The 10,931-nt window shown below is 35.3% G+C and carries 11 protein-coding genes; 10 read left to right on the top strand and 1 reads right to left on the bottom strand.

Features of this window, described 5'->3' with window-relative positions; all coding sequences use genetic code 11:
• Window positions 1-85: 85 nt before the first annotated feature.
• The 4 genes from FC57_RS07345 (at window position 86) to FC57_RS07330 (ending at window position 3,943) form a co-directional block, all read left to right on the top strand.
• Window positions 86-769, top strand: coding sequence for a TetR/AcrR family transcriptional regulator (locus tag FC57_RS07345; protein WP_007127020.1), 684 nt, complete (start codon window positions 86-88; stop codon window positions 767-769).
• Between the two features lie 12 nt (window positions 770-781).
• Window positions 782-1,606: a hypothetical protein gene (locus tag FC57_RS07340; RefSeq protein WP_007127019.1), complete on the top strand. Its 825-nt coding sequence runs from the start codon at window positions 782-784 to the stop codon at window positions 1,604-1,606.
• A 122-nt stretch (window positions 1,607-1,728) separates the two neighbouring features.
• Window positions 1,729-3,213, top strand: a complete 1,485-nt coding sequence (locus tag FC57_RS07335) for an ABC transporter substrate-binding protein/permease (RefSeq protein WP_007127018.1) — start codon at window positions 1,729-1,731, stop codon at window positions 3,211-3,213.
• Entirely contained in the window at window positions 3,206-3,943 is a 738-nt protein-coding gene (locus FC57_RS07330; protein ID WP_007127017.1) for an amino acid ABC transporter ATP-binding protein, read from the top strand. The genes FC57_RS07335 and FC57_RS07330 overlap by 8 nt, the downstream gene beginning before the upstream one ends.
• A gap of 41 nt (window positions 3,944-3,984) precedes the next feature.
• Here FC57_RS07330 and FC57_RS07325 read toward each other — a convergent pair whose 3' ends face one another.
• Window positions 3,985-5,232, bottom strand: coding sequence for a CAP domain-containing protein (locus FC57_RS07325; RefSeq protein ID WP_007127016.1), 1,248 nt, complete (start codon window positions 5,230-5,232; stop codon window positions 3,985-3,987).
• A 152-nt stretch (window positions 5,233-5,384) separates the two neighbouring features.
• On the opposite strand from FC57_RS07325, the gene FC57_RS07320 reads away from it, so the two are divergent.
• The 6 genes from FC57_RS07320 to FC57_RS07295 all read left to right on the top strand — a co-directional run bounded on the left by FC57_RS07320 (window position 5,385) and on the right by FC57_RS07295 (window position 10,930).
• Window positions 5,385-6,467: a D-alanine--D-alanine ligase family protein gene (locus FC57_RS07320; protein ID WP_007127015.1), complete on the top strand. Its 1,083-nt coding sequence runs from the start codon at window positions 5,385-5,387 to the stop codon at window positions 6,465-6,467.
• Window positions 6,468-6,495: 28 nt separating this feature from the next.
• The gene (locus FC57_RS07315) at window positions 6,496-7,236 is read left to right on the top strand and encodes a MerR family transcriptional regulator (protein ID WP_007127014.1); all 741 of its coding nucleotides are present in this window, start codon (window positions 6,496-6,498) and stop codon (window positions 7,234-7,236) included.
• A 100-nt stretch (window positions 7,237-7,336) separates the two neighbouring features.
• Window positions 7,337-8,470, top strand: a complete 1,134-nt coding sequence (locus FC57_RS07310; protein WP_007127013.1) for a YibE/F family protein — start codon at window positions 7,337-7,339, stop codon at window positions 8,468-8,470.
• Window positions 8,467-9,252, top strand: coding sequence for a YibE/F family protein (locus FC57_RS07305; protein ID WP_007127012.1), 786 nt, complete (start codon window positions 8,467-8,469; stop codon window positions 9,250-9,252). Before FC57_RS07310 ends, FC57_RS07305 begins: the two co-directional genes overlap by 4 nt.
• Complete coding sequence (locus tag FC57_RS07300; RefSeq protein WP_007127011.1) at window positions 9,224-10,045, top strand: alpha/beta hydrolase; 822 nt, start codon at window positions 9,224-9,226, stop codon at window positions 10,043-10,045. Before FC57_RS07305 ends, FC57_RS07300 begins: the two co-directional genes overlap by 29 nt.
• Window positions 10,046-10,111: 66 nt before the next feature.
• Window positions 10,112-10,930, top strand: a complete 819-nt coding sequence (locus FC57_RS07295) for a helix-turn-helix domain-containing protein (RefSeq protein WP_007127010.1) — start codon at window positions 10,112-10,114, stop codon at window positions 10,928-10,930.
• Window position 10,931 lies beyond the last annotated feature (1 nt).

Genomic DNA, 10,931 nt, shown 5'->3' with positions numbered 1-10,931 from the left:
TTTAACTAGCACCACGCGTATAATATAGTAATGATTGGTATAATTGACATGTGTTGTATAGATAGAGAAAGATAGAGGAGCAGAAATGGCACGACGGAAAAATATGAAAAGACGGAGAGTTATTTTAGGAAATACTTTCCATCTAATCAGAGAAAATGGAATGGATAATGTTTCTTTGCAAATGATTGCAGAAAAATCGGGCATTTCAAAATCCCTCCTGCAGTCATATTATCCGCATAAAGCCAAGTTAACTAACGACATTATCCGTAATCTTTTTAATACTTTAGGTCAACAAGTTAATAATTACGATATGGCGAATAGTAATGCCCCATATGCTAGAACTAAAGCATTTATTTATACTATTGCCATTTTGGGGATGCACGATGAAGGTCTAGATAGAATTATTTCTGAAGCTTTCGTCAGCAACGCAACCCTGGATAACTGGGGCGTTATGCTTAATGATTGGATTAAGGCCAATCATTTATTTGATGGAATTGAAGTTAAAGAAAGCGAACTAGAAACGGGAATTGCATTTATCACAAGTGGTATTGGACGTTTGTATCACGACCGTAAGAAACACCACTTGTCTGCTGAAGCCCTTGCTGATTATGCTACAAGTGCTTTAATGTTTAGTTTCTTGCATTATACTTCTGATGAAATTGAACAAGCCTTGAAAGATGGACACGAAATTATTGAGTCAGCTGATATGGAAGTTGTTCACCGTGCAATTGATACAATGTTTGATGAAGGTAAAGAAATTTTCAGCTAAAGGGGAATCGTCATGGTTGAAGGCAAGAGAGCTGATATGCGGCGAATGGGGCATGAACAGAATGCCCAATACAAAAGAGTACTTGCTTTTGTAATCTTTTTAATTGCAACATTGGCCCTTATCACAGCTACTTTTCTGAATCCGATTTTTATGAAAAAACAGATCAGAACTAGCTATAATCAAGCTGTAGTTGTACGGCAAGTTAATAAAGATTTTGATAATCTAGCTGATCTGGTTGATGCTCGTAAAGAGGATAATTCAAATTTGCTGGCTAATGCGCAAACTCAGCCGATTGCCGATCATGTTATTGAGTATTGTCTGGGCATCCATGGATTCAAAGTCAATAATTTGGATCTAGCTAATCAAATTCTTACGGATATCAATATGGGGATTGATAAGGGTTCCTCAAGCGGTGCACAGCTTATCAATAGCAAATTGAAAAAGCAGAAGACTAATGCACCATATGCAATTATTAAAGCTTTTAATTTGAATGTAGTTACCCTGGGTGCTAATATTGCCTGTCTATTGTTTATCGTAAATATCATTATTATCATTGTTACTATTATCACGATGTTTTCTTTAATCAATGATATGAAATCTAGAACCTCTACCCGAATGCTGATTCATGATGTATCTGCTGCTGGGATGTGGACAGGTTTTTGGCTTATTCTTATTTCTGGAGTATTAGCGCTAGTACCAGTTATCTTTGATGCTGATAATATTGAATTTGGATTTTTATTAGAGATCGGTAGTAGCGTCTTTCTGGAATATGTCATCGTAGGAGTTATTATTTATATAATTTGTGCAATTCCTTGGCAAGTTACTTCCGCAAAATAAGACTAAAAACGCAATCATGCATGATGGTTGCGTTTTTTGCTTGCATAAAAGATAGTCTTTCTTTATAATTAAAAATTAATTAACAAGTTTATATATATTTAACGAAAGAGTTAGGCGATTTTATGAAAAAGGCAAAGATAATTAATTTATTGCTTGCTTTCATTACACTAATATCAACTCTTTTTTTGTTTAATCAGTCTACTTACGCTGCTACTAAGAAAGTAGAAAGCGGCTCAGTAATGAAGAAGATTAAACAATCTAAAGAGCTTGTAGTGGGTACGTCAGCAGACTATCCGCCACTTGAATTTACAACTAGTGTTAATGGAAATACTAAGTATGTGGGAGTCGATATTGAATTAGCTAAGGATATTGCCAAGGATTTGCATGCCAAGCTGGTTATTAAGAATATGAGCTTTGACTCACTTTTAGTAGCCCTTGAAACAGGTAAAGTCGATATGGTTATTTCAGCTATGACGCCTAACCCTGAACGAAAAAAGAGTGTCGATTTTTCAAAAATCTATTACAAACCAAGTGGTGAATATTTCTTAATTAATAAACGTGATCAAGCAAAGTATAAAAAGATTTCAGACTTTGCTGGCAAGACTGTTGGTGCCCAAACTGGTAGTATTCAGTACCAATTGATTCAATCACAAATGAAAAAATCTAAGGCTAAGGGACTTGGTAAGATCAATAACTTAGTTTTAGCATTGAAGTCTAATAAGATGTCTGGAGTTGTTGTTGAAGAATTAATTGCTAAGGCATACCAGAGCAATGACAGTAGCTTATTGGCTGTTAAGAGTGACTTGCGTGAACCTCAAGCTGGTAATGCCGTGGCTATTGCTAAGGGACAACCTGACTTGGTTAAGGCTGTTAATAAGACAATCAACCACGTTGAAAAGAAAAAATTAATTGATAAAGAATATTTACCAGAAGCTGCTAAGTATATGAAAACAGCTAAAAAGACCAATACAATGGCAAAATATGTACCTTACTTTATTAAAGGGGTAGGTTACACTATTGTTATTACTGTCTTTTCAGTTTTGATTGGTATCGTATTGGGTATGCTTTTGGCACTCATGCGTTTATCTCAAAACAAGCTCTTGCATTGGATCGCAGTTTGCTACATTGAATTTATTCGTGGTACGCCACAAATGGTCCAAATTTTATTCGTTTACTTTGGTATCGGTGTGCTGATTTCAAACTTATCTGCTTTGGTTGCAGGTATTATTGCGATTGGACTTAATTCTGGAGCTTATGTTGCGGAAGATATTAGGTCCGGCATTAGTTCTGTGGCTAAAGGACAAACCGAAGCTGCTAGATCTTTAGGACTCAGCCAAGCTAAGGCATATCGTTACGTTATCATTCCGCAAGCTTTGAAGAATATTTGGCCAGCCCTAGGCAACGAATTTATTACGTTGTTGAAGGACAGTTCATTGGTATCAGTTATTGGTGTAACTGAATTGATGTACCAAACTGAATTGATTCAGACTTCAACTTATCGTGGTGTTTTGCCATTATTTATTGCGATGATCATTTACTTCATCATGACGTTTACTTTAACCAGATTACTTAATTATTTCGAAAGACGGATGAAACATAATGACTAAAATGCTTGATATTCAACATCTAAAAAAGACTTTTGGTAAAAATGAAGTATTAAAAGATATTTCAGCTTCGGTGGAAAAAGGACAAGTAATTTGTATTATTGGTCCGTCTGGATCAGGTAAAAGTACATTTTTGCGTTGTTTAAACGTGTTGGAGCATCCCACAGCTGGAAAAATTATTTTTGACGGGACAGACCTAGCCAGTTTAAAAGATGGCAAAGAACTAGATCAATTACGTGAAAAAATGGGGATGGTATTCCAGAACTTTAATCTTTTCCCTAATATGAATGTCATTGAAAATGTTAAGTTGGCACCAATGAAAGTTAAGGGGATGAGCGAAGCCAAAGCTGAAAAAATTGGTTTAGAATTGTTAGAAAAAGTGGGTTTAGCTGATCGTGCTAAACAATTCCCAACTAGCTTATCTGGTGGTCAACAACAGCGTGTAGCGATTGCTAGAGCGTTAGCAATGGATCCAGAAGTAATGTTGTTCGATGAACCAACTAGTGCTCTGGACCCTGAAATGGTCGGTGAAGTTTTAAAGACAATGAAAGATTTAGCTAGTTCAGGGATGACGATGGTCATCGTTACTCATGAAATGGGGTTTGCCCGAGAAGTAGCTGATCAGGTATGGTTTATGGCTGATGGCTATTTACAAGAAAAGGGCACACCTGAAGAAGTATTCGAACATCCTACTAGTGAAAGAGCTAAGGATTTCTTAGCTAAAGTTTTGTAGAAAAATAACCAAGCAACTTTAAATTGCTTGGTTATTTTTATTTATCTAAGATGCTTTTGAATACGGGCAGTTTTAATAAAGAAGTTCTGTTGCCATTTGCTTTTTGGTGCTAGCAGGTCGTATAAACTATTGGAATTAGTTGGCGTGATAATTGCTTTAGGCATAGTTACTGCGCTCAATATTTGATTCTGAATCAAGATTGGTGATTGTGCTTCTGCTTGATTATTTAGAGAAACATTTGCTTGATTAGGATTTGTCTGAGATTTTTCTTCTTCCGTAGCGTAATTAGTTGTATCGTTAGTGGCATCTTGCTTAAAGAGCTTAAAGGTGTACTTATAAATACCTTGAATATTAACTTCGTATTCATGGCCTGGAATAATTTGTGTTTTACCAGGTGAATAAGTAATTAGCGTCTTGAAATTACCATAACCGCTTGTGCTGTAATTCTTGACGCGAGTACCGTTAGTAACAATGCCAGTATCTAAGTCCTTAATAGTGATTGCTGGTACTGATCTGATAGTCTTGCTAGATAAGTAAACCGACCAAACGATATTCTTTCCCTTAGCAAGTTCTAAAGGGAAGAGACGCATGCTGGGATAAGTAATTACTGGTTGACTAGGTGCACGAAACATGTCGTTAGCATTTAAAACTTTTTGGACAGAATAACGATAACCATTGCTACCATAAGCAGCACCGATTCCCGTTGTTGTTAATCTAGTTGAAAGAAGCCAGGCACGGTGCCCAGTATCTGATCCGCTTAAGTTGTAATGATCAGTAATTAGGTCAGTAATTACATCACCAGCTGATTGGTGCGATACGTTAAAGTTTAAGTTGGAAGTTTCAGATGTTTCTTTAGCTACTTTCCAGGTTGCTTTAGAAATATATGTTGGTCGTTTCTCACTTGGCAATCCGTGCTGGTTAACAAATGGATTGGCATTGATTGCTGCCATAACTGCTGCAGTTCGCTGTGCATTATTGTTGAGCGTATTACTGGTAGTCACTGCTGGCAGACCAAATAAGGAACGATAGTAGTTGATGTAATTAATTTGTGTTCGAATATATTTAGAGCTTAAACGTCCTGCATTGAATTTCTTGCTTAGGTGGGGCTTCTTAGCGTAAATGTTTGAGATACTATAACTAGTTTTGTCTAACTGAGCATATTCTTTTTGGAAATTATGAACTTCGTTAATTTCTTGTGTAGTAAAAGTAGCAGCTTGGGTAGTTTGATTAGCAAGCGACACCAGTAAGACAGCTATCATAGCTGTGATAGAGAATTTCCGTAGAAGCATTTTTTGACTCCCTTCTAGGGTATTTTTAGTCTATCCATTAATTATAAACCATTATGAAAAGGCTTTAGTGAAAAATATTCTACTATTTTGAGTTTTTCTGGTATTCTTTGCGTATAATAAAGGTTTGGAACATTTAAAAGAGGTATATAACAATGACTAAAAAAATGCAAGTTGGATTAATTTTTGGTGGTAACTCATCAGAATATGAAGTATCAATTGTTTCAGGTCACAACATTTATAAAGCAATCGATAAAGAGAAATTTGATGTGCACCCAATTTGGATTACCAATGAAGGTTACTTTGCTGACGAAAAAGAAAGTTTCAAAGTATTAGAAGATCCTTCATACCAAGTTAAGAACCCACACAAGGTTCACAACATTTCTAACTTAATTGAATTAGAAAATCTACCAGAAATTGATGTCTTCTTCCCAATCGTTCACGGTAACTTAGGTGAAGATGGCGTTTTGCAAGGTTTATTCCGTTTGATGAATAAGCCATTTGTTGGTGATGACGTCTTAGCTGCTGCCGTAACTATGGACAAGGAATTTACCAAGATTTTAGCTCAAAGAGTTGGCGTTCCTGTTGCTGATTGGATTTCAATCAAACGCTTTGAATATAATGACAAGAATAATGATAAACTTGATTATGAGAAAGTTGCTGAAAAGTTGGGCCGCGATATGTTCGTTAAGCCATCTAATCAAGGTTCATCAGTAGGTGTAAGCCATGTAACTAATGCTGCTGAATATACAGCTGCATTAAAGGAAGCATTTAAGTATGATGATAAGGTCTTAGTTGAAGAAACAGTTCCTGGTACTGAAGTTGAAACTGCCGTTCTTGGTAACGACAAGCCAATTGTAGCAGGTGTAGGTCAAATCACCAATGCAAAAGGCTCATTTTACACTTATGAAAACAAATACGATGATAATTCAACTTCTAAGTTGCAAATTCCAGCTGATTTGCCAAAAGAAATTATCGATACTGTTAGAGCAAATGCGCGCAAGGTTTACGAAGTTACTGAATGTAGTGGTATGGCTAGAATTGATTCTATGCTTACCCCAGGTGGCAAAGTTGTATTAACAGAAGTTAATGCTCTTCCAGGCTTTACCAACATCAGCATGTATCCTAAGTTATTTGAGGAAGCAGGCGTTCCTTATACTGAATTAATCACTCGCTTGATTGAAGCAGGGATGGATCGTTTCGATCATAAGAAGACTTTACTTCACAAGCATGATTAAACGCCGAAAAATATAGAGGTAGATTGTAATGACGACTAACAAGCATGATTTTGAAGAATTAGCTGCTCCTAAAGCAGCCGCAAAAGAATTAGGTATTAGTGTGGCCACGTTAAGAAAATATTCTTTAATCGTGGAAAAGGTTACGGGCAATTCAAATTATTTTGCTCGGACTAAGCAAAAGGCTCGTCTATATCATCAAAAAGATATTGATGATTTAAAAGCTTTTCACCGTTTGTCTAAAAATAGCGGTCTTACTTTACAAGAAGCTGCTCGTCAAATTTATGCAGTTAGCGATGTTAAGAATGAGTCAAAGAAAGAGAAAAAGCAAACACCATATACTACAACTGATGTAATGGATACACAGGAAGTAGTTAAGTTGCTTAATACTTTGCAAAAAACTATCTCTAATCAAAATGAAGCGATTGTTTCTTTGCAAAAGCAATTGAATGTGATTCAAAAGCAAAATCAAGATTTGATTGAAGCACAAAAACAATTAGCTGCACCTAAGGATAATTCTGATAAAATTGAAGCTTTACCTGATATTTCAGGAATCGTTGATAGTAATGATCAGAAAAAGGATGAGGCAGAAAAACGCGAGGAAGTAAGAGAGGACGTGCACAAGAGTCAAGAAGAGATGCATGACGAAATTATTTCCAAGGCAAAAGAAAATGCTAAGAAACGTGCGACTGCCAATGTTCATCGGACATTGGAAGATATGCAGCTGCCAGAACCTAAGGAACATTGGTGGCAAAGAATTTTTAAGTTTTAAAAAAGATTTAAACAAAAGGTTTAAGAATTCAAGGGTAGCCTAACTTTAGGCTGCCTTTTGTTTTACAGTAATACTAAATAAGGTTTAGGAAGTTGTGACAATGAAGTTTAAATGGAAAAAACGCTATACTGCCGCAATTATTGTTGCGGTGATCGGAGCCATTTTTACGATTCTGACATATTTTGCAACGGATATCTACCATAAGGATGAAGTTGCTGTGATTACAGATAGTCAGATTAAGGATACTCTGGTTGAAAAAAATGAGGATGTATATAAGAATACTGACCAAACGCGAGAGCAAATTCTACATTTGAAGGTATTATCAGGCAAGCATAAAGGTGAAACTTATACTACTAAAAATGTTTACTATCCTTCGCAATTAACAACACAGAAATATCGTGCTCATCAGCGAATTTTTGTTAATATCAAAAAAGGAGATCCGGCTATTGTTAATCCTAAGCGAGATTGGGTTCTAGTCTTAGTAGTAACAATTACCCTAGCTTTAATGGTAGCAGTATCAGGTAAGCATTCGATTTCGTTGGTTATTTCCATGGCAATCAGCTGGGCTATTTTCTATTTGATCATTATCTGGGATGTTCATCTGAATGGATCACATATCATTTTGCTGTTTGGCTTAGCTGATATTATCTTTTCATTCTTTAGTTTATTGATAGTTCAAGGACTTAATAAGAAAATGTTAGCTACATGGTTGGCTACTTTGCTTGGAGTATTTGTTTCCTTTGCATTGTGCTATATCATTATGAAGCTGACAGGTGAATCCGAGATGAAGTATGAAACTGGTGATTATGCAACTCAGGATCCACGAGGACTATTTTTGGCACAAACATTGATCGGTATCTTAGGTGCCGTTATGGATGAAGCCACAGATATTATTTCTAGTTTATATGAATTAATTCAGACTAAGAAAGATATTACAATGAAACAATTAATTAAAAGTGGCCGAACTATGGGACAAGAAATCATGGGGCCACTGATTAATGTCTTAGTACTAATCTTCATTGCTGGAGCTTTACCAGAGACGATTTTGTACTTAAGGGATAATAATACTCTAGCTTCGACTTTTGGCTTTACATTGTCCCTAGGAGCCACACAGAGCGTGATTTCTGCAATTGGAATCGTGTTGACAGTAATTTTTGCGACAGGCTGCAGTTTGTTCTTCTTAAAAGATAGAGATTGGAAGAGCTTGTTTAAAAAAGAAGGTGAGAATAAATGAGTACGCTAATGGCCTTAATCATCGTTTTAGCGATTTTAATGACTTTTGTTGGCGGTGAAACTGGAATTAGAAGTTTCTTCAGTGTATTGATCAATACGTTGCTTCTAATCTTAGTAGCAATGCTGATATCATGGGGAATCAATATTGCAGTTATAACTTTGATTTTTATTCCGTTAAAGTTAGTAACGATTATCTTCTTAGGAACGCATGATTATACTGTAGCTAAGAATTCATTTTATTCTGCTTTCTTGGTCTGCTTAATTATTAGTTTGTTTATCTGGGGATGTCAATATTTAGCTCAAGCTGCAGGTCTTGGACCAGAAGCGGGAGAATTGTTAGTCGGGCTTTCGCAGATGCCAGGCTTAAGTTATCCAATGATTGCAGTAACGGTTGCTATCTTTTCAACTTTGGGTGCAATTGCGGAAGCGGCTGTTGCTATGAGTTCAGGTTTATTGGAGATCAAGAAGCATAATCCTAATATTGGTGAAGAGAAATTAATGAATAGTGGTACAGCAATTGGCACAGATGTGCTTGGTACAGCAATGAATACCATTTTGTTTGGTATGTTTGGTAGTTTTTTATCATTATTCTTATGGTATTTCCGTTTAGGTTACACCTTTGGTGAAGTTTTAAATGAAAAACTCTTTGTTAATGAAGCACTGATTATCATGTATTCTTTAATAGGAGTAATTTTGACGGTGCCTCTGTCATCATTTATGTTGTCTAGGGGGATGAGCAAGAAAGGATTAAAAAATGAAAATAGAAAATCTAACACTAACTAATTTTAATCAACGTAAATTTAAGATTCATACTTATGTGCTAGATCCTAATCCAGAATTAGTAGAACAAAAGCGTCCTTTAGCGATAGTTGTACCAGGTGGTTCATTTAATCATTTATCTAAAAGAGAGGGCGAACCGGTTGCGTTAGCTTTTAATAATCGTGGATTTAATAGTGTAGTGATGGAATATAATCTAGTTCAAGATGAGGGCAAGATCTATCCTGATGCTGGATTAGATGTATTAACAACAGTGAAATACTTTAGAGATCATGCCCAAGACTATCAGCTTGATCCTAATAAAATTCTGACGATTGGCTTTTCAGCTGGGGGTCATGTGGTCAGTGTGGCTAATAACATGGCTGTTAATAAACAGTATCAGGAAAAATATGGTTTTAAAAAGGATGCGGTAATTCCTAATCGAACTATTTTGGGTTATCCATTAATTAATATTAAAAAGATTGGTTTCCCTATTCCAGAGGATCAAATGGATAAAATGCCTGAGGAGAAAGATTTATTAAATAGTGCACTCGGTGTTACACGTGAAACTCCCAAAACTTTTATTTTCCAAGCTTGGGATGATCCGGTTGTGTTGATTGATAATTCAATTGAATATCTTGATGCGTTGAATAAAAATAAGATCTCTACAGAGGCTCATTTATTTGGTCATGGTTATCATGGCTTTTCTTTAGCACGCCATAATGTGCAAACTAAGGGGCGTGAGTGGCAAGAAAATCCACATGCAGCTCATTGGTTTAATTTGGCAATGGAATGGTTAAGGAATGGATGGCTCAAATAATAGAGGAGTTCTCATTATGAGAACTTCTTTTTGCTAATTAACTTTATTAGCATAAGGAGATAGTTTATGAAAATATCTGAAGCACTAAAGAAATATCGAGAAGAAGTGGGCTTATCACAGAAGGCTTTTATCAAAGATATTATTTCACCAGCGCAATATTCAAGAATTGAAAAGGGAACACAAGAAGTTAATTTATCAACTATATTATTGTTACTTACAGCTAACCACATTAATGTAATAGCATTTATAGAGGATGTTTTATCTGATTATACTTGTGGTAATAATAACTCATTAACTAATCTTTCTATGCAAGTCATGAATGCGTATTATGATCAGGATTTAAAGGAGTTAAAAGATTTACTTCAGCAAATTAACCAATTTAATAATGCAGTTGATCTGAAATTGAGAACTAAATTGGTTATACTGTTTCTGGAAAATAAAGGGGAACAAACAGATCCTGAACTTAAAAAACAGATTATAAATGAATTTCTTAAAAGAGATAATTGGACAGAAAATACAACTACGTTGCACTTATTAGAACAAGCAATGCTATTATTTGACTTTGATCAAATTTCTTTATTGATGAATTCAATTTTTAGACGGTATAAAAATATTCAAAAAATGTCATTATTGATTCAAGATAGAATTAGTGGTATTTGTGCTAATTATTTATACGTGTGCTATCAAAATCACAATATAGAACAAGCGCAAAAGGCTCTTGATTTATTAGAAAATGTTCCAAAAATCCCTGAATTATTTGTATATCAATTATTGATCCAGTATTATAAAGCGCTCTTTACTAAAAGATTTGAAAGAGCGAAAGAAATAAAAGATATTTTAAGTACTTATGGATTAGAAAAATTCTCTCAGAGTTTACCTTATTAAT

This window comes from Lactobacillus ultunensis DSM 16047 (genome assembly GCF_001436305.1).
Lineage (GTDB): Bacteria > Bacillota > Bacilli > Lactobacillales > Lactobacillaceae > Lactobacillus > Lactobacillus ultunensis.
Note: the sequence above shows the minus strand (reverse complement) of the source record. Positions and strands in the feature narration are given on the sequence as shown.

Coding starts and splice junctions, on each gene's coding strand:
- FC57_RS07300 (WP_007127011.1), top strand. CDS start 9,224: ATGAAAATAGAAAATCTAACACTAACTAATTTTAATCAACGTAAATTT.
- FC57_RS07320 (WP_007127015.1), top strand. CDS start 5,385: ATGACTAAAAAAATGCAAGTTGGATTAATTTTTGGTGGTAACTCATCA.
- FC57_RS07305 (WP_007127012.1), top strand. CDS start 8,467: ATGAGTACGCTAATGGCCTTAATCATCGTTTTAGCGATTTTAATGACT.
- FC57_RS07330 (WP_007127017.1), top strand. CDS start 3,206: ATGACTAAAATGCTTGATATTCAACATCTAAAAAAGACTTTTGGTAAA.
- FC57_RS07310 (WP_007127013.1), top strand. CDS start 7,337: ATGAAGTTTAAATGGAAAAAACGCTATACTGCCGCAATTATTGTTGCG.
- FC57_RS07335 (WP_007127018.1), top strand. CDS start 1,729: ATGAAAAAGGCAAAGATAATTAATTTATTGCTTGCTTTCATTACACTA.
- FC57_RS07340 (WP_007127019.1), top strand. CDS start 782: ATGGTTGAAGGCAAGAGAGCTGATATGCGGCGAATGGGGCATGAACAG.
- FC57_RS07295 (WP_007127010.1), top strand. CDS start 10,112: ATGAAAATATCTGAAGCACTAAAGAAATATCGAGAAGAAGTGGGCTTA.
- FC57_RS07325 (WP_007127016.1), bottom strand. CDS start 5,232: ATGCTTCTACGGAAATTCTCTATCACAGCTATGATAGCTGTCTTACTG.
- FC57_RS07345 (WP_007127020.1), top strand. CDS start 86: ATGGCACGACGGAAAAATATGAAAAGACGGAGAGTTATTTTAGGAAAT.
- FC57_RS07315 (WP_007127014.1), top strand. CDS start 6,496: ATGACGACTAACAAGCATGATTTTGAAGAATTAGCTGCTCCTAAAGCA.